Origin of the sequence: Fodinibius salsisoli, from assembly GCF_026229185.1 — a bacterium.
Taxonomy (GTDB): Bacteria; Bacteroidota; Rhodothermia; order Balneolales; family Balneolaceae; genus Fodinibius; species Fodinibius salsisoli.
This window is the reverse complement of sequence record NZ_JAGGJA010000006.1, coordinates 89333-114567: the sequence shown is the minus strand read 5'-3', so window position 1 is coordinate 114567 and position 25235 is coordinate 89333. Positions and strand designations below refer to the sequence as shown.

Here is a 25235-nt window from a genome sequence, read left to right as displayed (position 1 = left end):
CAGCGGATATTATCCGGAATAGGGATTCCTGATAATGTATCCGGATAATATTCTTAAATAAATCTGTAAGGATTTGGCGAGAAAAGACTCTTACCTGTAGAACATATAGGAATAAAGGATTATGGTATTATGAATCAATCGAGAGCTTTGAGTGATATGAGAACAGAAATAAGGCGCCGAAACTATAGTTATCGCACTGAAAAATCATACATTCAATGGGTTAAGCGGTTTTTAGTCTATATCAAAAAGGAGAATGGGGGCACGATTAGTAAGAAAAGCATCACGGCTTATCTGAATTATTTGGCAACCGAAAGAAAGGTAGCCGGATCAACGCAGAACCAAGCGTTGTGCGCCATTATCTTCTTCGTTAAAAATGTGCTTGATAAACAGGCGCCCAAACTCACAAACCTGAAACGGGCCAGGGAGTCTGATCATTTGCCCGTTGTCTTAACACCGGCGGAGGTAGAGCGTATATTACAGTTTTTACAGGGCGTAAAACAGCTGGTTGTTCAGTTACTTTATGGCTCAGGGCTTAGAATATCAGAGGCACTACGGTTAAGAGTACAGGATTTGGATTTTGAGTACCGGCAAGTATGTGTGCGTAATTCCAAGGGACTTAAAGATCGCATAACAATCCTTCCTGATCGGTTAATAGATGTATTGAAAGAGCATGTGAGAAAAGTTAAAAAGCTTCATGACAAAGATCTGGCCAGAGGGTGGGGCGGGGTAATACTTCCCAAAGCCTTGGATAAAAAATACCCCAGTGCCAATAAAGAGCAAAAATGGCAATACCTGTTTCCCTCTCGAAAGCGCCGGAAAGATCCACGATCAGGGATGTATCAGCGCTATCATATATCTGCATCGTCTGTACAAAAAAAGGTTCGCAAGGCCGTCCGTCAGGCAAACATACAAAAACATGCTACATGCCATACCTTTCGTCACTCATTCGCCACGCATCTTTTGGATGATGGATATGACATCCGTACCGTACAGGAGCTGCTGGGGCATAAGAATGTAAAAACAACCATGATATACACGCATGTTTTGAATAAGGGCGGCAAAGGGGTGAAGAGTCCTATTGATAAGTTTTAAGTATCGTTTACGTTTATCTTGGATGATGCCATAGCAAGAGAGAAATAGTTAAAGTCAGGAATGGGAAAGCGATACGTAAGAAATAGCCTTAAAGATTATTTTAACCACCATAATTTCTAACGGGGTAAAAGTCCGATTGATATCTTTTGATTAATGCTCGTTGGGAATGCAGCCTGGGCGGTAAAGAAGGTTTTGATCCTAAAGTTGATTTTCCAGCAAATATTTACTAATCCTATCGGGTGCCAACAACTATTCTGCCGGGCACCAACTCCTACTGGCAGGGGAGGTGGTGTAGCGTTGGTATAGGCTTGACCGGGGACCCATTGGCGCACAAAATCATCCCGGAAAGCTGAAAAAAATGGAGAGAAAAGGTTCGAGAACTGATAAGAGAAGCCTTCATTAGGCAAGGATGAGTAGGAGAGAAATCGGAAAAGATCAGTATACTGAAAAAGGTTATTCGTTATTGGGAATCGGGGAGTTTCAATCCATAACTCGCAACCCAATAACAAATAACCCATTAACGATTAACCAGTAGTAACCTACCAGCTGTTAATTCACTCGCTTGAGCAGTACGCCAAAGTGTCCGTCGCAGCCGTGCTTGTGGGGGAAAGTCTGGTACGCCAGTCCACCGTGAGCGATGACTTCATCGGGCACGTAGCCTTCTACTGGTTGTATCTCAAAGTTTTCATTGCGGTCGAGGAAGTTCATGACCTGCTCCATATTTTCTTCTTCTTCCAGAGAGCAGGTGCTATAGACCAAACGTCCGCCTACTTTAACCATTTTGGCCGCAGAGTCTAACAATTTGGCTTGCTGTTCAACAGCATTGTCAAGGCCTTCTTGATCTCGGCGCCATCGCAGGTCGGCCCGTTTGCTTAACACGCCCGTGCCGGTGCAGGGGGCATCCAGCAGTACGGCATCGGCTTCATCCAGTTCCAGCTCGGTCACATCGGCCCGGCGGACACGAATATTTTCTGCATGGTAGGAGAGGGCGCTTTCTGCCAGCTTATCGAGGCGTTCCGAAGAAATGTCGACGGCCAAAATGCTGCCTTCGGCATTCATAAGGTCCGACATCACCACGCTCTTGGTTCCCGGGGCCGCACATAAATCGTAAACATCTTCGCCCGATTGGGGATCCAGAAGAAAAGGAGCAAAGCCTGCGGCGATATCCTGGATCTGGCAGAACCCTTTTTGCAGCCAGCCTTTGGTGATGAATGGAGCTACGCTGTCCACTTCAAAATAGCCCGGCAGCCAGTCGCTTTCGGTAAAGGCAATATCATGCTTGGTCATCCGGAGCTTAAAATTCTTGGTCTTGGTGCGCAGGTTATTGGCCCGTATAAAATAAGCGGGCCGTTTGTTGTTGGCCTGCATCAGTTGAAAGGCCTCGCGCTCGCCAAAACGTTCGGTCCAGCGCTTCACCAGCCATTCCGGATGAGAAAAGGTGGTGGCAACGAGCCTGGTGCGATCTTCAAAAGAAGGTTTGGGTAAGTTATCGATATCGCGCTGCAGGTTGCGCATAATAGCGTTGGTCAGATCGCCCGTGCGAGAGCCCAGCTTAATTTTGGCAATTTCCACCGACTCGTTGATAGCCGCATAGTCGGGCGTACTGTCCATGAAGATCATGTCATAGATGCCCAGCCGAAGAATGTTCTTCAGGCTCGACTTCATCTCAGCGATCTTAACGTTGGAAAACTCATCGATCAGGAAATCGAGATAGGAGCGACGCCTTAAAATGTTTTGCACATATTCACGTACTTCAGCGCGGCCGCGCGAATCAAGTTGATTGGCAACTGAATAATCTAAGACATTATTTTCATCAAAATCGATTAATATTTCTACGCTGACAGAACGAGCAGATGCTTCAGTATCCAAGGCGATATCCAATTTTTAGGTTAAACTTTACAGGTAATACACCATCAGTCGCGACCTGCGCTTCACTTGCTGCCGATGAATAGCATCGGTATATAAATTGCAATGATTAAGGAAAAAGTCGGCCGACCAAGGTTGCAAAAAATACAGTTTTAGGAGGGGAGTTGCTAATACAGAATGAGGAATCTGGGGGATTTTTTGGGATATGCTATCTGCGGGATGCGCGGGGCCGTGCGAAAAGGTAAATGGGTAAGCCCAGTAATAAAATACCTACGCCCAGCAGGGCGCCGCTCCCGGTAAATGCGATGCTGGAATACAACAGGTAGCAGCAGACAAGCATGAAGAGAATAGGCGTTGCGGGATACAGCGGTACCCGAAATGATGGCTCTGTTGATGTGCTTTCCTTCTCTTTATAGCGGAAGACAAAGAGTGAGCCCGTGGTAAGCAGTATAAAAAGCCAGAAGACCGGTGCGGTATAATCTACCATCGTCGAGACGGCCTCTTGGGTAACGCTGCCCAGCACCACCAGCGCCAGGGCAATGATCCCCTGTACCAGCAGTGAGTTAATAGGAGCGTTGTATTCTTTATTCCAGCGGCCCAGGAAGCCGAGCCGTTGAAAATCCCGGCCGAGGGCGTAGTTGGTTCGTGCACCGGTGATAATGGTAGCATTGGCCGTTGAGAGGGCTGAAATAATGACGATGATGGCCATCACAAAAGAACCACCGGAGCCTATCAGCTGGTTGCTTAGTGCAACTCCGATTACATCAGAATTCCGGATGGTCTCCAGCCCCAGGACCTGTATGTAGGCCACATTAATCATCAAATAAAGGACGGTAATACAGCAGAGAGCCGATATCAGTACCTTGGTTATATTTTTTCGAACATCTTTGAGTTCTGCTGAAAGGTAAACGCCCTCATTCCAGCCGCCGTAGGTCAGGAGTACGAAAATCATGGCTGCCCCGGCTGAGCTGCTGCCAATGTCAGAAGGGGGTTCGAGATCAGTAGAAGTACCATTCATCAGTCCGGCCACCCCGGCCAGCAAAAGAATAAGTACGATAAGAGAGGTTAAAAAGCTCTGGGTGTTTTTGGAGGGATGCGTGCCCCAAATATTAAGAGTTGTGAGCGTGATGATGGTGAGAGCGGCATAGATGGAGGAGCTATAAGGCCCTAAATCATAGATGACCGAAGCATAATCTCCTAAGATGAAGGCGGCAAGAGCAATGGATCCTGTTTGAATAATGGCCAGCCGTCCCCATGAAAATAGAAAGCCGACAGTGGATCCGTAAGCTTCGGTCAAAAAATGGTATTCACCGCCGGCATCGGGTTTGGAAGAAGCCAGTTCCGCATAGCATAGCGCACCAATAATGGAAATCAATCCCCCGGCCAGCCAGAAGGCCAGGTAGTGGATTTCCGAAGAGACATTTTGGGCCACCATTGAGGGAAGTCGAAAAATACCTATCCCCACAACAATACCGATGATTACGGCTATGGCGCTCAGGTTCGTGAAAATCTGTGCAGGTCGATCACCACCGGCATCCTTCATATACTATCGGTCAATGGAAAATTATGGCTAAAGCTATAAAGGTTAATTAAGCGATGCTGACCATGGGATAATAGATTTATCATCACCGTTATGGTGCTGTATGATGCCTTCGATGGATCCATCGGTAACCTGTCCGCTTAAAATGTAGCTTTGATCTCCATTCACCGCCCGCAGCGTTATGCGGTCGCCCGTTAATTCTTGTTTCTGGATGTTGTACGAGCTCCCGTTTCCGTCGTAGATCCTAACCGAAATTTCCTGGAATTGTTGATTAATATTCATGTCGAAGTCGGTGCCATTGCTCGACCAGCTCCATTCACCTGCTACTTTTGCGGGGATAATCCAGAAATAGATGTCATGAGTTCGGCTGGAATTAGGAGGACTGACTTCGGCTTTTTTATCGGCTTTCCAGTCGCCCATGCTAAAGCTGTGCGATACGATACGCGTGCCGGGTTCCATCTTATCCAGCAGCTCGGGCCGTAACTTCTCGTTAACTGAAGGGAGCAGGTACATCGTTATGACGGAGGCTTTGGTGAAATCCGTATCAAAAAGGTTTTCTTCCATAAACATGATACGGTCATCAAGTCCTTCGGATTGCGCATTTTCGCGGGCCTCGGCAATGCGCTCGGGATCCAGGTCGATACCGTGACCGGAAGCCCCGCGTTTGGCAGCAGCAATGACAATGCGACCATCGCCGGAACCCAAATCAATGACATAGTCGCTGGATTGAACATCCGCTAAGTCCAGCATTTTCTCTACCACTTCATTGGGGGTGGGAACATACGGTACATCCAGATCCTGGGACTGCAGGGGAGCGGTGGTTATAAACAGAAGGGCAAAAATAAATACACTGAGGATGCTCAGCTTGGTTGAGCGATGAGAATATGTCGACATGACGGCTACCAGTTTAATTAAAAGTATTAGGATGAATGGTCGAGCTATTGTTATCTACACACTTGAAGTGGCAAATATGATGTGGCTGTATGAATTCGTAACCATAATTATAATCCGATATCACAAGTTAAACCTACACCTTTAAATCGTGGCGTCTAAATGACTACGGATACAAGGTGGAGTGCGATGGTAATCCCTGTTTGTTGCAAAACTACTTTTGTAACCTTTATTTTAATCTTTTTGTTCCCTCCAAATGTAATAATAGGTTAAACTTGGAGCGGAAACAAGGTGTTTCGACTCGAATTTTAACCCTGAGGATTAGAATCGGTTCAATTGGGATTATTGCATTATAACTTTTGCCTTTTCTTCGGAAAAAGCCTAACTTTCGCCGCTTCCAGAGTAATGGAACACTTCGACAAAAATATCAATATTTAACTCATTATAATCCACGTAGATAATGAATAAAGGAACCGTTGCACAGGTTATTGGTCCGGTTGTGGATGTTGACTTTGATCAAGGAAACATTCCGCCCGTACTAAATGCCCTTTCAATTGAACGTAAAGACAAATCGAAACTTTACCTGGAAGTTGCTCAGCATTTGGGCGAAAATCGCGTACGTACGATTGCGATGGACTCAACGGACGGTTTGGTGAGACAAACCGAGGTTCTTGATACCGGTGCTCCCATATCCATGCCCGTTGGCGAAGACATCCGTGGGCGTGTATTTAATGTAGTCGGCGAGCCCATTGATGGTATTGAAGCACCCAAAGGCGACCGGAAATATCCTATTCACCGCCCCGCTCCCAACTTTGAAGATCTGGCAACTTCTACCGAGATGCTTGAGACCGGCATTAAAGTTATTGACTTGCTTTGTCCCTATGCCAAAGGGGGTAAGACCGGCTTATTCGGTGGTGCCGGTGTAGGTAAAACGGTTCTTATCCAGGAATTGATTAACAATATTGCCAAAGGACACGGTGGATTATCCGTATTTGCCGGTGTTGGTGAGCGTACGCGGGAAGGGAATGACCTTCTGCGTGAAATGCTCGAAGCCGATATTATTAATTATGGCAAAGAATTTAAGGAAGCTTTCGAAAATGGTAAATGGGAGCTTGAAAAAGTAGATAAAGAAGCCCTGAAAGAGTCAAAGGCGACCTTCGTATTTGGACAGATGAACGAGCCCCCCGGAGCCCGTGCACGTGTAGCGCTTTCCGGCCTTACGGTGGCTGAATACTTCCGCGAAGAAGTTTCGCGCGATATCCTGCTTTTCATTGACAATATTTTCCGATTTACCCAGGCGGGTTCTGAGGTATCTGCGCTGTTGGGACGTATGCCTTCTGCGGTAGGTTATCAGCCGACACTGGCTACTGAGATGGGTGACCTCCAGGAGCGTATTACTTCAACAAAAGGCGGTTCTATTACATCAGTGCAGGCTGTTTATGTACCTGCTGATGACTTGACCGACCCTGCACCGGCCACAACCTTTGCCCACTTGGATTCTACAACGACCCTGAGTCGTGCGCTCACACAGATCGGTATTTATCCTGCTGTAGATCCGCTGGATTCGTCATCGCGAATTTTGGATCCGCATGTGGTAGGGAAAGAACATTATGATACTGCCCGGGGAGTCATTGAGATTCTTCAAAAATATAAAGATTTGCAGGATATTATTGCTATTCTGGGTATGGATGAGCTTTCGGATGAAGACAAGACCACGGTCGCCCGTGCCCGACGTATCCAGCGTTTCCTCAGTCAGCCGTTCTTTGTAGCTGAACAGTTTACGGGTCAGCCGGGTAAATACATCAATGTTGAGGATACCGTAAAAGGATTTAAGAAGATTCTGGAAGGTGAACTCGACCACTTGCCCGAGAACGCTTTCTACATGGTTGGAACCATTGAGGAAGCTGAAGAGAAGGGCGAGAAACTCTTGGTTGAAGAACAGGAAGCTGAAGCAGCAGAATAACGATAAACTATGACCAGTTTTAAAGCACAAATTCTTACTCCCGAAGGGTCATTATTTGATGAGGAAGTAACGGGCGTTAAGCTGCCGGGTACGGAGGGTAGCTTTGAGGTTAAGACGTTACACGCCAACATCATGTCGACGCTTGAGATAGGAGAGATAGTGGTCCGTAAAGCTACCGGAGAGGAGCAACATTATGCTATCACCGGTGGTTTTGTAGAGGTCGTAGATAATAGCCTGAATTTGCTGGCCGAGGCTGCTGAACCGATTGAAGAAATCGATGTTGAGCGAGCTGAGAAAGCAAAGGAACGGGCACGCAAACGGTTAGACTCTGATGAAGAGGATATCGACAAGGAACGTGCTCAGAAATCACTTAAGCGGGCTGAAAATCGTATTAAATTAGCTGCAGATATCAGCGTTTCCACGCAGTAACGGTAAGCGCTAAGCTACTAAGGAATATAGGGCGGCTTCCAGCAATGGGAGCCGCTTTTTATTTTTGTTTTGGTTCTAACACCCACCAGGGCAATTCAACGGCTTATAGCCACGAAGAATTATTAGGAAGGCGAAGTCAATCACCATCTTTATTGACCTCTTTTTTCTAAATAAACAGATAATTTTCCACGCCTCTGATGTGGAGTCATTGATTCCCTGAATTTTAAAAAATAAGGTGAAAAAAAAGGGAATAACCGTTATCCTTTCTACCCTATGTCAGCAATGATTCCTGATGAAAAAAAAGAAGAAGTACGCGGCGCGGCGGATATCGTCGAAGTGGTCGAAGACTACGTCAAATTGAAGCGTTCCGGTCGCAGCTGGAAGGGGCTCTGTCCCTTTCATGACGAGCGTACGGCTTCTTTTCATGTAACGCCGGACCTGGGCATCTACAAATGTTTTGGATGCGGAGCCTCAGGAGATGTCTTCAACTTTATGATGGAGATGGAGGGCGTTGGCTTTGTGGAAGCGCTGCGCTCGCTGGGCGATCGGTACGGGGTATCGCTTCCCGAAGAAGATGAACAGGAATTTGATGAAGATCATCATCTGCGGGAAGGTATTTACCATGCCTTAAAATATGCTGGCGTCTTTTTCTTTCGTCACCTGATGGAAACTGATGAAGCCCAGAAAGCACGTGATTACCTGCAGAAACGAGGCTATGACCGTACGATCATTAAAAAATATGGACTCGGCTATGCCCCTGCCGGTGGAGAGAAACTCTATCGTGCTGCCTTGGATTCCGGACTCAATGAAGAGTATCTGCTGGAAGCCGGACTGATTAAGCCCAGTAACCGCGGGGACGGATTTTATGATGCCTTTCGAGGACGGCTGATGTTTCCCATTTTCAATCCATCGGGCAAAGTGATTGCTTATGCCGGACGGGTGCTCGGCAAACAAAAGACGGCAAAATACATCAACTCGCCGCAGACCAAGGTTTATAATAAAAGTAAGGTCCTGTATGGTATCAATTTTGCGAAAAACGAGATCCGCAAGACCGACGAAGTGATACTGGTGGAAGGGTATACCGATGTCATTTCACTGCAGCAGAACGGCGTCAATAATATTGTGGCCTCCAGTGGTACCTCGCTAACCCCCCAGCAGATGAACCTGCTGCATCGTTATGGAGACACCATTACGATGATCTATGATTCCGACTCAGCCGGTCAGCGGGCTATGAAACGAGGCATTAATATTGCGCTTCGCGAAGGCATGGATGTGAAGCTGCTGGAGCTGCCCGAAGGAGAAGATCCGGATTCATTTGTCCGCCAGTTTGGCAAAGATTCGTTCCTGGAGTTAAAACAGGAAGCCTCGGAAGATTTCCTGACCTACCAAATTCATAAGGCCAAAGACGAAGGTCGATGGGAAGCGCCCACCGAGAAGAAGAAAGTGATTAATGAAATCCTGGAAAGTATTGCCCACATGCCGGATCCGGTATCCCGGGAGACCTTTGTACAACATTTGAACAGCAAGGCCAAGGTGGGGGACCGAGCACTGTTCGATGAGTTAGGAAAAATTCGCAAAGAACTCAAAGAAGAGCGCATGCGTGCCAAGAAGCGGGAGCAACGGCGCAGGGAACGCGAACAGCGCCAACAGCAGCAAGAAGGAGGGCAGGCTACCCCACCTCCCCATACCCATACGGTAGGGTTTAGCGAGCAGGTTGAAGATCGGCCCGAAAAGAAGAGACCGGCCCCCCCTCAAAAGCGTCCCAATTATGAAAAAGAGCTCATCCGGCTAATGCTGATGTATGGTCGTGAAATGATCGACTATATCGGCTCATACTGTTCAGAAAAACATTTTGAGGATGAGGAGATCCGTGCTTTTTATGAAGATATTATTGAACAATACAAAGCGGAAGAGGAAGTGAGCGTGGAGGTTTATGCGAACCGGGAGCATCCCTATCCGGAGCTGGTGGGCGAAATTGTGCTCGAAAAGCATTCGGTGAGCGAGCGGCATCACGAAAAGATAGGGGTCCAGTACAAAAAGGATAAAAATCCCTACAGAACGGCCAAAGGGGCACTCAAGGCGTTAAAAGCACACTTTATAGAACGATTACAAGAGGATTTATACAGCCAGTATAATACGGCAGAAGGTGAAGAGGAGCGTAAGAAAGTGATGAAGCTCATGAAAGAAGCCGGGCGCCGGCGGACGTTGCTACAGCAATCGCCTGTTGATGAGTTGTTTCCCGATCCGGATACCGAAGCGGCCAAGAGCGTGTCGGATAAGGTGTTTGAATATAAAATGAAGGATAATAATAAGTAAGAAGTAGTGAGTATTAAGTTTTGAATGGAAAACACTCAGCGTGTATAAAATCACTGGTTCGGGCGCCGCTCGGACCAAAAGTTAGGTTTATGGCATAAGCGGACGCTTGCGCCAGTTAGGAGGTTGAAAATAGGTTTCTTGTCATCCTGAACTCGTTTCAGGATTTCTCAAAGTTAGAGAACGTTGCCGAGCTGGCAGTAGGTCAACGTTGGTTACCACCATGAGATCCCGGCTTCCCGAATTTTTCTGAGGATGGGAAGAAGGCTATATGTCTTTTTAATGGCTACTGAATCCAACTGCTAAACAGGTACTCTTTTTATGAAAGTAAGCTCGAGTACAGGCACAGTAATTTATTCATGAGCTGAAGATAATTTTATCAGAAATACTTAAACATTTAGCATGTCGAAATATACCTCGGAACTGAATACCGCAAGAAAGGCAGCTGGTGAAGCAGCTGAAATAATTCGTGATTTTCAATCATCCAACAGCTTTTCGGTTAACTTTAAGGGCAAGAACGATCTGGTGACCGATGCGGATCTTCAATCGGAAAAAAAGATTATCTTGGTGCTCAAAAGGGCTTTTCCGGATGACCATATCCTGGCTGAGGAGTCTTCTGAAGAACTGGTTTTGCCCGAAGGACGTACCTGGTTAATCGATCCTATTGACGGGACGACTAACTTCGCTCATGGATTTCCGGTCTACTGCGTATCTATTGGCTTGTGGGAAAACCGTCAGCCTAAAATGGGGTTGGTGCTGGAAGTATCACGGGATGAATATTTTACGGCCCTGGCCGGCGAGGGGGCTTACCTGGATGGAAAACCCATTTCGGTATCCAAGCTTGAAGATCCGTCGGCTTCGCTAATCGGAACGGGCTTCCCGTATAATGACATGAGCCTGGTAGATAACTACCTCGCTTTTTTTCGCATGCTGATCCATAACACACAAGGCATACGCAGAGCCGGCGCCGCAGCCTACGATTTATGTTGCGTAGCGGCCGGGCGCCTCGATGGCTTCTACGAATATTCGCTCAATCCCTGGGATGTGGGAGCCGCTGCTCTTATCGTAAAAGAGGCTGGCGGACTTATAACCGATTGGAAAGGAGAGCAGGACTGGCTCTTCGGCAAGCGAATTATTGCCGGAAATCCAACAGTACACTCTTTTTTATTGGATAACATCCGGGAGCAGTTTACGGAGAGCGAGTTAGTTTTAAGCCGTCAGTCTTGAGTAGTAAGATAGTCGAAACCTTAGGCTTTTTTCAGCTTCACTTCTCCCGTTTCCCATTTATCGTCTCACGTCTGTTATCTGAAGGGATCCGTCTCAAAAAATGTCCCAAAAGACTTCATCGGCATAGGACCATTGTGATATTTAAAAGCCTCGCCATAAGTAGCTCCGATTAAGTGTCCATAGTGGCGGGCACGGGCTTCAATACCTTTGAAGAACTTCGTGCTTGAAATGTAGGATTCGGGCTCATCATCCGGATCCGCAACATTGAACTGGCTCTCAAAAGCTAAGATCGCTTCTTTCTTGGTCTCAAACGTATCGCTGATGTCAAAAATCACATCCGGCTCAAAAGGACGATCCTGCATATAATGCAAGACGTGGGAAGGCCGCCAGCGCTCTTGAACATTCCCTTGCTCATCGGTAGTCTCCATTTTTGTAAGTCCGCTGTAAAAAATGGCATCCAGGGCCAGCTGGGTTGCTTGCCCGTGGTCGGGATGCCGATCGGAAGGGGCGCCAACGAGGCAAACATGCGGCTGATACTTTCGAACCTGCTGAATAATTTTAAGCTGATTTTCGCGGCTGTTCCGGATATCGGTATCCGGCAGTCCCAGGTTTTTGCGTACTTCCAGGCCAATAACATCGGCTGCAGCTGAAGCCTCTTTAAGCCGTTGTTTGGGCGTGCCGCGGGTTCCCATTTCGCCCTGGGTGAAATCCACAACCCCAACTTTTTTTCCTTGATTGACCAGTGCGGAAAGCGTGCCCCCACAACAAAGTTCAGTATCATCTGGGTGGGCGGCCAAAGCTAAAATATCGAGCTGCATAGGTATAAATTTGATTCAATAAATCTTAATGCTGAAGAAGTGGCCTTAAGATTGCATCAAATTCCTTGAGATGCAACGTTTGTCTATTGGTTTTCGTAGAACAAATTCTGCTGAATAGATCAAGTGCCTTTACACTCATCTGAGGTAAACCCCAGCATTCGGATGAGAAGACCACTTTTGGGATAATGGTATGCCAATGAACTTTGTTAAAAGCAACCGTATGACGCCTATATCCAAAACTGAAGCTATAGGCTAAAGTGAGTCACTCAATATGGCTGCACAATGGGGAGGTATTAAAAGCCCGTGGTACGATTGAGTGGGCTAATTCTTGCATAACTTTAGCAATAATTTCCTTATAATTAGGTTTAAAGAAAGGTTGTAATTCCCAATTAAATGCAACAGTTATGAATGAAGAGATACTTGATAACGTCAACAGGCGTTTGGATGATGCCCTGGAGCGAGGGCGAGAGATGGTAGAAAACGATGAACTTCCTCAACAGGTAGAAGAATTAAAAGGTCGGGCCGAAGGTATCATTCGTGAGCATCCCATCAAAAGCGTTGCAGTGGGATTATTTGCGGGATATGTAATCGGCAAGATATTAAGTTCCGATAAATAATTAAGATGAAATCAGATAAGGTTACAGACCAAGTGGGACAGAAGCTTCGCAGCATCACGACTGATCTCAAGAGGTATGTCGAAAAACGCCTGGAGCTGGTGATGCTCAATGCCGGTGAACATTTTTCGAGGTGGATGGCTATTTCCGTCCAGCGGTCGGCGGGCGCTCTTTTACTGGTAGGAGGGATCTGCTTTTTGCTTTTTGCTCTGGCTATTTATCTGGGTAACCTACTGGGCAGTGAAAGCCTCGGATATGTGCTTGTTTCTATTCCGCTATTAATCTTGGGCGGGCTGTTTATGTCGTTAAAGCCGCAGAGCTTGCTCCATGAGCTACAAGAGCGTTTCGAAGCAGAAGTGATAGAAGCCGTTGAAGAGCAGGAGCGGACTTCTACAGAGAAAAAATTAAAAGCCCCCGAATTCGAGCAACCATTTAATAACGAAGTATAAATATTATTATGGCACAAGATAAAGTTGATAAGCTTGAACAGAAGAAAAAAGAGCTGGAAGCAGAACTTCATAATATCCAGGATGAACTGGATGACTCTATAGACCAGGTACGAACGGAAGTAAGTGATAAGCTGGATCCCAAAGCCTTTATCCGCAAGCACCCACTTCCGGTTGTAGGGGGAGCGGTGCTTTTGGGCTTTTTGTTAGGCCATGAAGACGATAGGCGTGCTACATCAACCTCGGGGACTTCTTCTTCGGACCATAAATTTACCAATACGGTTCTCTATGAGCTGAAACGAATGGCTACCAAAAAGGCCCTTTCTTTTGTGACGGACTTTATGGAGAAAAAATTTGATGAAAAAGCCGGCCAACAATTTGAAAGCACGAATGGAGTCGTGGATGAGTGAGATAAAAATATATGCAGGGGAGACTTTTCTTGAACGCCCGGGGTAAAATAGTATACCCATCCTCCATTCTTTACCGTATACAGATGCTTTCTCAAAGAATGGTCTCCTGATCTATAGCCCAGACCTATTGCCTCTTAAGCAAAGCTCTCGGTGATGACTGGCTGAATGGATTTTAATCCTAAGCGTGATACAAGCGTATAGCCAGAAAATGATTTTTATCTTTTTACATAAAAAATACGTTAGGAAGTGTAACTATTTTTATAATAGTTCGTGTACTTACACGCAATTAAAGAATCAACTAAGTTATTTATTAACATGCGAAAAGGGATATTAATAATCATTGTCGGGTTAAGCCTTTCCATTGCTGCCCAAGCCCAAACAGTACCTGATGATCGGAATATTTCGTTACAGGATGCCATCAACATAGCATTAGAGAACAGCAGCCAGCTTAAAGTAGCCGGTAATAATGTTGAATTGGCAAAGAAACAGGTCTTAAGCGAAAAAGCCGACTATTTGCCTTCTTTAAGAGCTAATGTATCTGGCAGCAAAAATATTGGCCGTAACTTTAACCAGGATATCGGTGAAATTGTTACAGAAACAACCAACTCCCTTTTTGGCAACTTAAATGCTGACCTCCCTATTTTTAGCGGACTTGAAAACTTGCACTCTCTGAGGAGCAGTCAATATGATGAAAGATCCAGTGAGCAGAACCAAGAGCGTGTACGTGAAAATATTATCTTTAATACAGCAAGCAACTATTTACAGTTTATTCTTAATAAACAGTTCCTGGAAATAGATCGTGAAAACCTGGCTGCCTCCCAAAAAACGTTGGAGCAGGTTCAGGCACAGGTAGAGGTAGGCTCTCGGCCTACGGTTGACCTCTACAACCAGGAGGCTACCGTTGCTAATAATGAGCTTGCTGTAGTAAATTCGGAGAACGCTCTGCAATCCAGTCGGCTCCAGTTAATCCAAACTCTGCAGATCGACCCTCTTGAGGATTACCAGTTCGAGACACCCGAGATTGATTCCACAACGATTCGTACCAATATGGCGGGCTATGAGCTTGACCAGTTAGTGTCCACCGCCTTGGAGAACCGGTCCGACTTGCAGAGCGAGCGATTTAACATACAGTCTCTTAGGCACCAGTTGAGCGCTACCCGCGGAAGTCTTTATCCCTCGTTGAGTTTAAGCGGTTCTGTTGGAAGTAGGTACTCAGATGGAATTCCCGTTGATTTTCAAGATCAGTTCTTTGACCAGAATATCCAGCGTTCAATAGGGCTGTCGCTGAGTATCCCCATTTTTGGAAATCTGAATACACGAACCAGTGTACAGTCCCAGCAGATTAATTACAAAAATGCGAAGCTTAATTTAGAAGAGACGGAGCTGCAGGTTATCCAGGAGGTTAACCAGGCCTATAATGATTATAAGTCGTATACGCAGCAGCTTGAATCATCAGAAAAGGCTCTTCGCGCGGCTGAACGATCATATGTAACACAAAAGCAACGGTACGAAGTAGGAGCCGGAACGTTGATCGAATTAAGTGATGCCAACGCCCAGTACGTTGAGGCCCAGGCCAGCAGGGTACAAGCCCTGTTTCGCGTCATTTTCCAAAAAAAGCTGTTAGATTATTATATCGGAAAGATGGATCAAACGGTTTCGCTTAACTAAAAGTTTAAATAGATTGTGAAATCGCTTTCTTACATCAGATAAAAAATATTATGAAAGAACCGGTCATAAAGGTCGAGGACCTCACGAAAATCTATCAGATGGGAACCCAGGAAGTGCGTGCACTTGATGGGGTTTCTTTTGATGTGCAAGAGAATGAATATATTGCCATCATGGGTCCTTCGGGATCTGGAAAGTCAACGATGATGAACCTTATTGGCTGCCTGGATACGCCCTCTGAAGGAATGTACCGGTTGAACAGCCAGGATGTAAGTGAACTCAAAGACGATGAGCTTGCGGAAGTACGGAACCGGGAAATAGGTTTTGTCTTTCAGACCTTTAACCTGCTGCCTCGTACAGATTGTATTTCAAATGTAGAGCTTCCGCTTATTTATGCCGGTGTAAAGACGTCGGAGCGGCATAGCCGGGCTGCAAAAACCCTGGGAAGGGTAGGGCTTGGCGATCGGATTGATCATAGGCCCAATGAACTTTCCGGGGGACAACGTCAACGTGTGGCTATCGCCCGGGCTTTGGTCAACAATCCGTCGATATTACTGGCCGACGAGCCAACCGGTAACCTGGATACCAAAACCGGTGAAGAGATCATGATGCTGTTTGAGGAGCTTTACCGCATGGGTAATACTATTCTGCTGGTCACCCACGAAGATGAGATTGCTGATCATGCCCGCCGAATTATTCGCCTTCGGGATGGAAATATCGAAAGTGATACGAGAGTGGAAAATCCTGTGTTGGAGGATGTTGAGGTAAGGTTGCCGGCAAAGTCAGCATAGATTTCCTTTCGTATCTATTAACCACTGTAAGGCTGGAATAAGCCGTCTATTCTCTAAGTATAATGCAATTGCTTCGTATTGATGTAAGTCAGGAAGCATCCTGGTTAAGCTCAATATAATGGCCATTGTTATTTTCTTTCAACCTAAGTGGGTGGCCATAAACAGTACTCAATTTCTTTGAAGTCAGTACTTTGTCCTTCGGTCCGCTGGCAATGGTTTTCCCATCCCGTAAAAGTACAATATTGTTGATTTCAGGAATTATCTCTTCAATATGATGCGTCACAATAATAACAGAGGTTCCTTGTTGGGCTATATTGCGAATCCATTGGAGGCATTTTTCACGTGCTACCGGGTCCAGGGCAGTCGTGGGTTCATCCAGGACCAGAACATCGGGGTCTGTCACCAGGGCCCGGGCAATAAGAACCCGGCGGGCTTCTCCGGTTGACATACGATTGAACATCCGATCGGCGAGGTATCCGGCATCCATCATTTCCAGGGTACGGTCGGCTTTGCGTTTCATCTCATCGGTAATGCTATGGTGGGCAAATAACTGCATGCTGGAGAAGAAACCCGTGATGACCACACCCCGGCCATTGGTACGGCCGTGCTTTAGATTATGCAATATTTCATATTCCATCTCGGGAGAGACAATGCCAATCCGTTTGCGAAGTTCGGAAACCACCCAGTGATCTTTCCCAAAAACCCGGATGGGCGGGGTGTCATCATCCGTTGCTAACGGATGAAGCTGGTGGGTCAGCAGCTGGATAAACGTGGATTTTCCAGCGCCATTAGGACCCAGAATAGCCGTATGTTGCAGCTGATCAATCCGCATTGAAAACTGATCCATGACCTTGGTATCATTCCGATAGGCGATGACATTATTGAACTCTAAGATAGGGACTTGTTCATCCCGATGTTTCATAGTTTTGGATAAAATAGGTTAGCCTTAATTTTTAAACCCTAACAATTACAAAATTTCGTCTTCTATTGCAATTGAGGATGTAGATCGTTGTCTTGCCATGGCAGAGCTGTACTAAATAATTGGTGCCTTGGCCGCAAAATAGCCAATAACCCTGCTAAGATAAGTGTCCACGCTAATATTGTATCAAGCGTGGACGCTTGATACAGTCAGGAATGAAAATAGAGGCTCTCACAAAACTGTCTGGCGGCCGGTTTGCCGTCCGACGGATAGCCTGAATTATTGGCTTTGTGTTTTTTTCATAATCATTTGTTGCAGCTCACCCTGATGTTTCATGGCTTCTTTACGTCCAACTTCTGCACTTTGGCGAAATATTTCTGGCATTTTCTTCGCGATATTTTGGCCTGAATCCGTACGATAGAAGCCTACAAGCATATTGAGTTCCTTCTGTGTATAATTATCGAAATATACCTTTTTAATATCATCTCCAATCTTTTTCCAACTCAAATATTTTTTATAAAAATTTTGCAATTCTTCTTTATAAGTGGCGAGCATAGGATTTGATTTTGCTAACATATCAGCCGTGATTTCCATATTCTTGTTAACCTGCTCTTTCATGTTCATCAAAACCATGAGTTCATCCACCGCTTCTTTTTTGGTAAGGGTAGAGTCAAGTCCAATATAGTTTTCAGATGTTGCCTCTTTTGTACTGGAACAGTGAATTAATGTGAAACTGAGCGCCAGCAGAATTAAAATATTTGGAATGTAATTTTTCTTAGAATTCACCAACATTGTTCTCATTTGCTAATAGTCAAGATTTAAATTGAATTGATGAGCACTTTAGTCAATTAAAATGAGTTATTCAATAAATAGGCAAATATCTGAAAGCTGCTTGATACAGCGAAGTAAAATCAATCCATGTAGGTCAGCTGGAGGGGTTGACAACCCGTCCTACATGTCCATCCTTTATACAGGAAGTAAATTTCTAATTCTGTTGCTTAACCATCTCAAGGAGCTGTCGGAACCGGCTGTTTTGAGGTTGCAGTTCCACGAGTTTCTGGGCGTGTGGTAAGGCTTTTTGATATTGTTTTTGCTGGATATACAGCGTACAAATGCCGTAACGGTATTCGGGGTTATCCGGGGCAATATTGATGGCTTCAAGATAGATTTCTTCGGCTTCTTCCGGACGATTAAGCTGTTGCAGGCTGATGGCCCAGTTGTAGCGAACTCTTGTATTCGCAGGCATCAGGGTAGCGGCTTTCTCAAAGTGGGAGAGCGCCCGTTGTAGCTGTTTTCCTTCTGCCAGTAAGAGCGCCAGCGAATAGTGGGCAGGCCCGTATTGAGGCTCCTGCTTAATGACGGTTTCTAATAATTGTTTGGCCTCCGTATTGTTACCCTGACCATTATAGATATAGGCCAGGTTTATCCGGGCGGCATTAAAATAAGGATCCCTCTGCAGCGCCTTTTGATAGGCATCAATGGCTTTTTGAGGTTGATTTTGTTTCTCAAAGTATTGCCCACGGTTCATCTGTCCCTGAGGAAAGTATTGACTGGCATTTAGGTATTGTTTGTATTCAGCGAGGGCATCATTAAAATGACTTTTTAAGTTGAAGGTGATGTCAGCAGCAGAAAATTCAGCTAAGCCTTCGGCGGCGGCAACACGGACGGCACGTACTGAGTCATCCAGCGCATCTTGTAAAATGGGTAGCTTCATCTCGGGGGGCAAGGATGCCAGCGTCCGGGCGGAGCTATTGCGAACCAAGGGATTTTCGTCGTTTAGTGTTTGCTCGAGAATATCCATACTCTGCTGGTCGGGGAATTGTCCCAGGTACCACACCGCTGTTGCCCGGGCAATATCCGGACGAGCAGTATCCCCAATAAGCTTTTTGAGCTGGGGAATAGCATCAGCGCCCACGGAATCAGCCCGGACCAGCGTTTCAGAAAAATGATCCGGACGGTTGGGGCCGTACCATTCTTCTACAGCGTCTGCGGCCCACTGGGCAGATTCGTCTTCATGACAGTTGTTACAGGCATTGGGCGTTTCAAATTGGGCGCTTAAATCAGGTCGGGGGACGCGGAAGCTGTGATCACGTCGAAAATCTACTTCCATATAATAGCGGCCGGGCATATGACAGTTGATACACTGGGAGGCCTCGGTATTAACCTGATGTTTGTGATGTTCTATGGTGTTATAGCGAGGCTCATGGCACTGCATACAGAGGCTGTTATCAGTCACATTGGCCTTGAGTTCCAGGCTGTGCGGATCGTGACAATCATTACATTTCACCCCGCCTTCGTTGAACATTTTACTCTGTAAAAAAGACCCATAAACATAATCTTCACTCCGAATTTGTCCATCGGCAAAGTACTGATCCGGATGGGGAAGCGTTGGATTATAGTGATCTAAAAAATTGCCGCTGTGTTGGTAATCGCCGGTAACTTCTTCGCGCAGGGCGTGGCATTGGGCACACTGGTTGATTTGCTCAACCTGGGGGGTATTTTGGGTTAAGCGAAGGTCTTCCCGGATTCGCTCAATGGTTGCATCTTTCACCTCTTCCGATTGCACAAAGTCAACATGTTGCTTTCCCGGACCGTGGCAAGCCTCACAGCTTACGTTGATGTTCGACCAGGTGGTGTGGAAGGAATCAGCCTCTGCGATGTAATTCTTTTGCAAGTTTGTGGAGTGGCAATCGGCACACATTGTATTCCAGTTCATGGCTCCGCCGGTCCAGTGCAGCCAGTCGCCATGCTGGGTATCCTGCTCCGGATTTAAGGCAAACCATTCTTCCTTCTGGGTATCCCAGGCAATATTTAACGCCTGGAGTTTACCTTGTCCAAAATCGATCAGATATTGCTGAAGGGGGGTCCATCCAAAGGTGTGTGTAACATGGTATTCGTTAATATTGCCATCCGGGCCGGGGGCTTCGACCATGAAAAGCGAATCTGCCTGGAAAAAGCGATACTGATCTCCATTATGGGTAAAAGTAGTATTATTAAAATTACCCCGCACCGACACTTCCGTAGCCTTCTTCATGGCATAGTCATGGTGTGATTCTTTCCAGGAAGTGGTCTGGTCGGCATGGCAAGAAGCACAGGCTTCATCGCCCACAAATTGATTCGGAGAAGACTTTGCTGATGATTGAGAACCGGAATCTTCGCCAGAGTACGTACAACTGTAGGCGATGCCTATTCCCAGAGAAAGTCCGATAATAAGAATGAGGAGATAGGAGCGATTCATTATATCTGAGTAGTGCTAACCGTGTTTCAGGGGATTATATGCTTTGGCTAATTAGCTTCTTTTTTGAGGAGGTTTGCAACTTCAGGATGATTATTATTTTGAGCGAAATCGATAGCGGTATCGCCTTCTTTATCTTGGAGCGCAGGATCAGCATTCGCTTCAAGCAGCGCCTGAACCACCTCTTGGTGTCCTTCTGCAGCGGCAAACATCAGGGCAGACCAACCATCAACGGAGTCGGTAGCATTAGGATCTGCTTCGTTCTCCAACAGAAGCTTCACCGTATCCGCAAAAGGGCCGCTGGCTGCAAAGATAAGGGCTGTTCGTCCATCAGTATTGCGGTCATCAATTGTTGCCCCGTTCTTCAAAAGCAATTGGACAATTTGGGTGTGACCATTGAAGGATGCCAGCATAAGAGCTGTTCGTCCGGCCTGATCTGCTTCATTAATATCGATCTCTTGTTGTATGGCCTTGCGAACCTGCTCAATATTACCATTGAATGCCGCATCGCGTACGTTTTGAGCCGTTACCGATGCTGTTGCTTGTTGTTCCTGAGAGGGCGCTGAATCTTTGGACATTGTTTGGTCTGATCCATTGCATGCAGCTAGCGATAAGGAGGCTATTAGAACAACACTCAGTGATAAAAAAAGGTATCTTTTATGCAATAGTTCCGTAAAAAAATGTGATTGAATTTTGTGCACGCGAATCAGTTAAAACCTTTTAAATAGCATTATAATTTTCATTATCCTTACTTAAGGAAATTACCTCTGTTGCGCAACTGATATTATGATATTCTATCGATAGAAAATATTTCTTTTACAGAATCTTAACCAGTCCCTAAATTAACTATGAAAATACTCTATGTTTTCCCCCATCCCGATGATGAATCATTTGGTCCGGCACCAGCTATGGCGGCCCAGCTTCGCAAAGGCCATGAAGTCTATTTGCTTACCCTGACCAAAGGGGAGGCCACCAAGCAGCGGTTCCGCTTGGGCATAACCAAAAAAGAGATGGGTGCTATACGCTTTAAAGAAATGCAGTGTGTGGAAGAAGTGCTGGGATTAAGTGGTATGGAAGTATTGGATCTGCCCGACAGCGGTCTTAAGGAATTGGATCCACAGCGTATTGAAGGGGTAATCCGGGATCATGTAGAAAGCCTAAAGCCGGATGTGCTGGTCACCTACGCGGTACATGGCATCAGCGGATTTGAAGATCACCTGGTTAGTCACGCCGTAGTGAAACGCCTGTACTGTGATTTAAAACGAGCGGGTAAGCAATATCCCAGGCGCCTGGCCTTTTTCACTCATTTTAATGAGGAGGAAGGCCAGGGAAAGTTCAAGCTTTCATCTTCGGCCGAAGGGGAGATTGATTGCTGGGTAGAAGCCAATGATGAAGATTACCAAAAGTTCCTTGATGCGCTGGATTGTTACGAAACCTACCAGCAGGTTATTGAAGACAGCAACGTAAAAGATGAAGTTGGCAAACGTGTGCCTTTTGAAATTTTCCAGGAAGAATTTGATCCGCCGTTAGGCGATATTACGGATCAACTGGACTAAGCACAGGCTTTGTAAAAAGCCTACAATAATGAGTTACAATGGTCTCAGGTTTATATAAAAAGGCAACGCCTTACAAATAGCAATCTATAGATAACTATTAGAAATATGACTAAAACCTATCCTGTTTGGTTGAAAGGGACGATTATTTTATTTGGCCTGGTACTGCTTTTTATACTACTATCATACGGCAAATTTATTCTTATGCCTTTAGCCTTTTCAGCACTCATCGCTATGCTGCTTGAACCGGTAAGCCGATGGCTGGAGAAGGTTAAGATTAACCGCATATTGGCTATCATCATCAGTATGGTACTGCTATTCGCCGTATTGGGGGGAATTATTTCATTGCTCTCCATTCAGTTAGTCCAGTTTGCTGATCGTCTGCCCGAAGCCAACCAGCAGATACAAACGGTCAGTAACGACATCCTGACTTTTTTCGAGAACACTTTTAATATTTCTCCGGAACGTCAGCTTCAATTCCTGGAGCAGGGACTATCTACCGTTGTAAATAGAAGTGGCGAGTACTTAAGTACCGCATTAGGAGCCACAACCAGTATGTTTGCGACTATGGGTTTATTACCCATTTTTGTGTTTTTTATGATGTATTACAAAAACATGTATCGCACCTTTTTTCACAAGCTATGGAATGAAGATGATGAGTTTGTAAATGCCATCATCAGCGGCATACAGAGTGTTACCCAGAATTATATTGTTGGCATGATGACCGTGATTTTCTTGCTGGCACTGCTCAATGCTATCGGCCTGTGGATCGTTGGTATCCCGCATGTGCTATTTTTTGCGATTTTTGCAGCTTTACTTGCCGTAATCCCCTATATCGGCATTATCATAGGCAGCCTGCCGGCCATAATTTTTGCACTGCTGTTTATGGATTCTCTTTTTGATCCATTAGCAGTTATTGCGGTCTTTGCCACAGTCCAATTTTTAGAAGGTAATTTTATTACGCCTAATATTATCGGCTCGCGGGTAAGTATCAATCCCATGATTGCCCTGGTGGCCTTACTTATCGGAGGGGAGCTCTGGGGCATTTCCGGCATGATCTTATTTGTGCCTTTCGTGGGAATCTTAAAACACCTGTTTGACCAGGTAGATCAGCTAAAACCGTTTGGTTACCTGTTGGGAGACTCCCAGAAATATTATGAATAACTTATATTTCCTGGAGGCGTTTGCGGGTAGCCCATAGAGCTTTAAGAAAGGGACGATAGGGAAGAGACCCCATGATTTTTAAGTCTTCCATTAAGGTGGTGTCTTCATTTAGAAATTTGAATACCTGGTCCATGGAATTTCCTTTGAAAAGATCATGGAAAATCTGGCGTGCCTCCGCTGGATGGTTGTATAAAATATGCAAAAGCCACAGGTCATAAGCCTTGAAGCGTAAGTTAGAGGGGGAGGGAGGTTCAGGAGATCCGTTAGCGATCAGTTGATCCACAATAGCTTTGGCTTGGTTTTGAATACGGGTAAAAGTGTAACCGGTGGATGGCTTGGTGAGTCCACCCTGTGTGCCAATGTTTAAAATCCGGGGTTTATACCAGGAAATAACAGGCTGATCTTGCATGGGAATAACACCGTATTCGCGACGTGTTACTTCATAATCAATAGGTCTGAGGTTATATCGATTGTGCAGGTAAAGCCTTATTTTTTCTTCATAAAATTCTTTAGAGAGCAGCTGATCCGAGAAGACGGTATATTCAAAAAGACCGGAGGTAGCACGCCATGGTAGGATATACATGAAAGCCACCCCATCGGTAAAGGATTCATCAAAATCCATGAGGGTACAAGTGCTATCGTCGAAGAGAGGGGTATCGATCGTCAGTTCCCAGCCCAGGAAATGTTGTTTGAGCGGATAGCAAATATCGGATTTATGAATTTCCGTGGGGGCAAAGCAGCTCTGGAAAATATAAGAAGCTTTAAAGGTAGCATCCTCAGTATGCAATAGGGCTGATTGTTCAGAGGGCAGGGAGGTGAATTTTACGACCGAACTTTCTAACAGGTCGAAATGGGCATGATCTCTTATGGCCTTCAAAACTTTTTGCTTTAGGTCGATGCTTCGTAAGCCGTAGTAAGGGTATTGTTCAACCTGCTGAGAGAAGTGGTCATTGGAGATTCCAATTTCAATGGAGGACCATTTTTTATGGATGATATCAGAGAAGGGGGGGATGCCCGGATGCCAGAAACACCAAGTCTTGTCATTCTTCGGTGTGAGGTCGGCATCGACGATTAAAACCTTACGATCTTTTAACGGGGAGTTAAGCAACTGCCAGGCCAATGAGAGCCCAGAAGCGCCACCACCTGCTATAATATAATCGTATTCAGGGTCCATAAGCAGTATATGTTAATTTAACTGCCAGATAGCAAATGTCAGGGCCGATGCGTAGCTCACCCAAATGAGATAAGGAATGAGCAAAATACCTGCGATCCGATCTTTTTTATAAAATAGTACTATAACAGTGAAGGTAGCTCCCCAAAGGAGCATAATCTCTGCTAAGGCCAAACCAATAAGATGCAATCCAAAGAACAACCAGGACCAAAGAGCATTGAGTAAAAGCTGCAGGTAGAACCAGCGAAATTCTTTTTGGAAGAGTGATGTGGAGGGCTTTTTCCATATAAACCAGGCAGATATACCCATAAGAAGATAAAGAATAGGCCAAACCACCGGGAAAACCCAGTCGGGGGGTGTCCAGGCCGGCTTTTGCAACAGCTCGTACCATTGCCCGGGCTCGAATTGAGCACCAAAAATACCGGCCAGACTACAAAGCGTAATCCAGCCGATAAGTACGATTATTTTTTTGGAAGTAGTCATCCAATAATTAAGAATATTTTTCTTCCAGTTCAGCTACTGAACGGACACTCATATCTAAATTTTTGAGCTGACCATCTTCGAGGCCGTAAATAAGTCCGTGAACGGAGAGATCGGCTCCCTGTTTCCAGGCGTTTTGAACAATAGTGGTACTGCTAACATTGATTACCTGTTCTTTAACGTTCAGTTCACAGAGCAGGTTGATTTTTTCATCGTGAGAAAGTCCTTCCAGACGTTCAGCATTCAACCGGTTCACATCCTTAATGTGACGCAGCCAATTATCAATCAGCCCATGATCCTGGTCATCCATAGCGGCTTTAACACCACCGCAGCCATAATGGCCACAAACGACGATATGATCAACCTCCAATACCTCAACGGCATACTGTACAACGGATAAGCAGTTAAGATCTGTATGCACAACAACATTGGCGATGTTACGGTGAACGAATAGCTCTCCGGGCGGTAAATCTACAATTTGATTGGCGGGCACCCGGCTGTCGGAACAACCAATCCAGAGGATATCGGGGTTCTGTCCTTCTGCCAACTGCTTAAAAAAGTCGGGGTCTTCTTCTTTTATGCGCGATGACCACGTTGCATTTTTTTGTAATAGCTCTTCTATGTTTGCCACGATGTATTCTTTATTTA

General features: G+C 45.7%; 23 protein-coding genes. 12 read left to right on the top strand and 11 right to left on the bottom strand.

Annotated elements, in window-relative coordinates:
* The first annotated feature begins 129 nt into the window (after window positions 1-129).
* Entirely contained in the window at window positions 130-1092 is a 963-nt protein-coding gene (locus J6I44_RS10285) for an integron integrase (protein WP_286670517.1), read from the top strand.
* 549 nt (window positions 1093-1641) lie between these two features.
* On the opposite strand, the gene rsmB is transcribed toward J6I44_RS10285, so the two are convergent.
* From rsmB to J6I44_RS10270, 3 genes are all read right to left on the bottom strand, one after another.
* Entirely contained in the window at window positions 1642-2961 is a 1320-nt protein-coding gene (rsmB, locus tag J6I44_RS10280) for a 16S rRNA (cytosine(967)-C(5))-methyltransferase RsmB (protein ID WP_265766010.1), read from the bottom strand.
* Window positions 2962-3166: 205 nt separating this feature from the next.
* On the bottom strand, window positions 3167-4501 hold the full coding sequence (locus J6I44_RS10275; RefSeq protein ID WP_265766009.1) for an APC family permease: 1335 nt from the start codon (window positions 4499-4501) through the stop codon (window positions 3167-3169).
* A gap of 42 nt (window positions 4502-4543) precedes the next feature.
* Window positions 4544-5392, bottom strand: coding sequence for an SAM-dependent methyltransferase (locus tag J6I44_RS10270; protein WP_265766008.1), 849 nt, complete (start codon window positions 5390-5392; stop codon window positions 4544-4546).
* 457 nt (window positions 5393-5849) lie between these two features.
* Between J6I44_RS10270 and atpD the strand changes: the two genes are divergently transcribed.
* The 4 genes from atpD (at window position 5850) to J6I44_RS10250 (ending at window position 11321) form a co-directional block, all read left to right on the top strand.
* Window positions 5850-7352, top strand: a complete 1503-nt coding sequence (gene atpD, locus J6I44_RS10265) for a F0F1 ATP synthase subunit beta (protein ID WP_265766007.1) — start codon at window positions 5850-5852, stop codon at window positions 7350-7352.
* 9 nt (window positions 7353-7361) lie between these two features.
* Window positions 7362-7781: an ATP synthase F1 subunit epsilon gene (gene atpC / locus J6I44_RS10260; protein WP_265766006.1), complete on the top strand. Its 420-nt coding sequence runs from the start codon at window positions 7362-7364 to the stop codon at window positions 7779-7781.
* A gap of 273 nt (window positions 7782-8054) precedes the next feature.
* Window positions 8055-10097, top strand: a complete 2043-nt coding sequence (dnaG, locus tag J6I44_RS10255) for a DNA primase (protein WP_265766005.1) — start codon at window positions 8055-8057, stop codon at window positions 10095-10097.
* Between the two features lie 399 nt (window positions 10098-10496).
* Window positions 10497-11321 carry an inositol monophosphatase family protein gene (locus J6I44_RS10250; protein WP_265766004.1) on the top strand — a complete coding sequence of 275 codons (825 nt, stop codon included), beginning with the start codon at window positions 10497-10499 and terminating at the stop codon, window positions 11319-11321.
* A gap of 74 nt (window positions 11322-11395) precedes the next feature.
* Here J6I44_RS10250 and bshB1 read toward each other — a convergent pair whose 3' ends face one another.
* Complete coding sequence (bshB1, locus tag J6I44_RS10245) at window positions 11396-12139, bottom strand: bacillithiol biosynthesis deacetylase BshB1 (protein ID WP_265766003.1); 744 nt, start codon at window positions 12137-12139, stop codon at window positions 11396-11398.
* Between the two features lie 404 nt (window positions 12140-12543).
* Between bshB1 and J6I44_RS10240 the strand changes: the two genes are divergently transcribed.
* The 5 genes from J6I44_RS10240 (at window position 12544) to J6I44_RS10220 (ending at window position 16065) form a co-directional block, all read left to right on the top strand.
* Window positions 12544-12756, top strand: coding sequence for a hypothetical protein (locus tag J6I44_RS10240; protein WP_265766002.1), 213 nt, complete (start codon window positions 12544-12546; stop codon window positions 12754-12756).
* Between the two features lie 5 nt (window positions 12757-12761).
* Complete coding sequence (locus tag J6I44_RS10235) at window positions 12762-13202, top strand: phage holin family protein (RefSeq protein WP_265766001.1); 441 nt, start codon at window positions 12762-12764, stop codon at window positions 13200-13202.
* Between the two features lie 8 nt (window positions 13203-13210).
* Window positions 13211-13609 (top strand): hypothetical protein, encoded by a 399-nt coding sequence (locus J6I44_RS10230; RefSeq protein WP_265766000.1) that lies wholly within the window; start codon window positions 13211-13213, stop codon window positions 13607-13609.
* Window positions 13610-13924: 315 nt separating this feature from the next.
* Window positions 13925-15277: a TolC family protein gene (locus tag J6I44_RS10225; RefSeq protein WP_265765999.1), complete on the top strand. Its 1353-nt coding sequence runs from the start codon at window positions 13925-13927 to the stop codon at window positions 15275-15277.
* 50 nt (window positions 15278-15327) lie between these two features.
* Window positions 15328-16065 carry an ABC transporter ATP-binding protein gene (locus J6I44_RS10220; RefSeq protein WP_265765998.1) on the top strand — a complete coding sequence of 246 codons (738 nt, stop codon included), beginning with the start codon at window positions 15328-15330 and terminating at the stop codon, window positions 16063-16065.
* Window positions 16066-16153: 88 nt separating this feature from the next.
* Here the strand turns inward: J6I44_RS10220 and J6I44_RS10215 are convergent, their stop codons facing one another.
* From J6I44_RS10215 to J6I44_RS10200, 4 genes are all read right to left on the bottom strand, one after another.
* Window positions 16154-16987, bottom strand: a complete 834-nt coding sequence (locus J6I44_RS10215) for an ABC transporter ATP-binding protein (protein ID WP_265765997.1) — start codon at window positions 16985-16987, stop codon at window positions 16154-16156.
* Window positions 16988-17263: 276 nt separating this feature from the next.
* A complete protein-coding gene (locus J6I44_RS20855) occupies window positions 17264-17770 on the bottom strand; it encodes a DUF2059 domain-containing protein (protein WP_265765996.1) in 507 nt (168 codons plus the stop codon).
* 199 nt (window positions 17771-17969) lie between these two features.
* A complete protein-coding gene (locus tag J6I44_RS10205) occupies window positions 17970-20222 on the bottom strand; it encodes a tetratricopeptide repeat protein (protein ID WP_265765995.1) in 2253 nt (750 codons plus the stop codon).
* A gap of 47 nt (window positions 20223-20269) precedes the next feature.
* Window positions 20270-20797, bottom strand: coding sequence for an ankyrin repeat domain-containing protein (locus tag J6I44_RS10200; protein ID WP_265765993.1), 528 nt, complete (start codon window positions 20795-20797; stop codon window positions 20270-20272).
* A gap of 270 nt (window positions 20798-21067) precedes the next feature.
* On the opposite strand from J6I44_RS10200, the gene J6I44_RS10195 reads away from it, so the two are divergent.
* Both J6I44_RS10195 and J6I44_RS10190 read left to right on the top strand, forming a co-directional pair.
* Window positions 21068-21775 (top strand): PIG-L family deacetylase, encoded by a 708-nt coding sequence (locus J6I44_RS10195; RefSeq protein WP_265765992.1) that lies wholly within the window; start codon window positions 21068-21070, stop codon window positions 21773-21775.
* A gap of 105 nt (window positions 21776-21880) precedes the next feature.
* Window positions 21881-22936, top strand: coding sequence for an AI-2E family transporter (locus J6I44_RS10190; RefSeq protein ID WP_265765991.1), 1056 nt, complete (start codon window positions 21881-21883; stop codon window positions 22934-22936).
* Window position 22937: 1 nt separating this feature from the next.
* Here J6I44_RS10190 and J6I44_RS10185 read toward each other — a convergent pair whose 3' ends face one another.
* The 3 genes from J6I44_RS10185 to can are packed head-to-tail and all read right to left on the bottom strand — an operon-like array spanning window position 22938 to window position 25218.
* On the bottom strand, window positions 22938-24110 hold the full coding sequence (locus J6I44_RS10185) for a lycopene cyclase family protein (protein ID WP_265765990.1): 1173 nt from the start codon (window positions 24108-24110) through the stop codon (window positions 22938-22940).
* Window positions 24111-24122: 12 nt separating this feature from the next.
* A complete protein-coding gene (locus J6I44_RS10180; protein ID WP_265765989.1) occupies window positions 24123-24590 on the bottom strand; it encodes a TspO/MBR family protein in 468 nt (155 codons plus the stop codon).
* A gap of 7 nt (window positions 24591-24597) precedes the next feature.
* A complete protein-coding gene (gene can / locus J6I44_RS10175) occupies window positions 24598-25218 on the bottom strand; it encodes a carbonate dehydratase (RefSeq protein ID WP_265765988.1) in 621 nt (206 codons plus the stop codon).
* Window positions 25219-25235: the final 17 nt, after the last annotated feature.

Coding starts and splice junctions, on each gene's coding strand:
- J6I44_RS10285 (WP_286670517.1), top strand. CDS start 130: ATGAATCAATCGAGAGCTTTGAGTGATATGAGAACAGAAATAAGGCGC.
- J6I44_RS10275 (WP_265766009.1), bottom strand. CDS start 4,501: ATGAAGGATGCCGGTGGTGATCGACCTGCACAGATTTTCACGAACCTG.
- J6I44_RS10270 (WP_265766008.1), bottom strand. CDS start 5,392: ATGTCGACATATTCTCATCGCTCAACCAAGCTGAGCATCCTCAGTGTA.
- atpD (WP_265766007.1), top strand. CDS start 5,850: ATGAATAAAGGAACCGTTGCACAGGTTATTGGTCCGGTTGTGGATGTT.
- atpC (WP_265766006.1), top strand. CDS start 7,362: ATGACCAGTTTTAAAGCACAAATTCTTACTCCCGAAGGGTCATTATTT.
- dnaG (WP_265766005.1), top strand. CDS start 8,055: ATGTCAGCAATGATTCCTGATGAAAAAAAAGAAGAAGTACGCGGCGCG.
- J6I44_RS10250 (WP_265766004.1), top strand. CDS start 10,497: ATGTCGAAATATACCTCGGAACTGAATACCGCAAGAAAGGCAGCTGGT.
- bshB1 (WP_265766003.1), bottom strand. CDS start 12,139: ATGCAGCTCGATATTTTAGCTTTGGCCGCCCACCCAGATGATACTGAA.
- J6I44_RS10240 (WP_265766002.1), top strand. CDS start 12,544: ATGAATGAAGAGATACTTGATAACGTCAACAGGCGTTTGGATGATGCC.
- J6I44_RS10235 (WP_265766001.1), top strand. CDS start 12,762: ATGAAATCAGATAAGGTTACAGACCAAGTGGGACAGAAGCTTCGCAGC.
- J6I44_RS10230 (WP_265766000.1), top strand. CDS start 13,211: ATGGCACAAGATAAAGTTGATAAGCTTGAACAGAAGAAAAAAGAGCTG.
- J6I44_RS10225 (WP_265765999.1), top strand. CDS start 13,925: ATGCGAAAAGGGATATTAATAATCATTGTCGGGTTAAGCCTTTCCATT.
- J6I44_RS10220 (WP_265765998.1), top strand. CDS start 15,328: ATGAAAGAACCGGTCATAAAGGTCGAGGACCTCACGAAAATCTATCAG.
- J6I44_RS10215 (WP_265765997.1), bottom strand. CDS start 16,987: ATGAAACATCGGGATGAACAAGTCCCTATCTTAGAGTTCAATAATGTC.
- J6I44_RS10205 (WP_265765995.1), bottom strand. CDS start 20,222: ATGAATCGCTCCTATCTCCTCATTCTTATTATCGGACTTTCTCTGGGA.
- J6I44_RS10200 (WP_265765993.1), bottom strand. CDS start 20,797: ATGTCCAAAGATTCAGCGCCCTCTCAGGAACAACAAGCAACAGCATCG.
- J6I44_RS10195 (WP_265765992.1), top strand. CDS start 21,068: ATGAAAATACTCTATGTTTTCCCCCATCCCGATGATGAATCATTTGGT.
- J6I44_RS10190 (WP_265765991.1), top strand. CDS start 21,881: ATGACTAAAACCTATCCTGTTTGGTTGAAAGGGACGATTATTTTATTT.
- J6I44_RS10185 (WP_265765990.1), bottom strand. CDS start 24,110: ATGGACCCTGAATACGATTATATTATAGCAGGTGGTGGCGCTTCTGGG.
- J6I44_RS10180 (WP_265765989.1), bottom strand. CDS start 24,590: ATGACTACTTCCAAAAAAATAATCGTACTTATCGGCTGGATTACGCTT.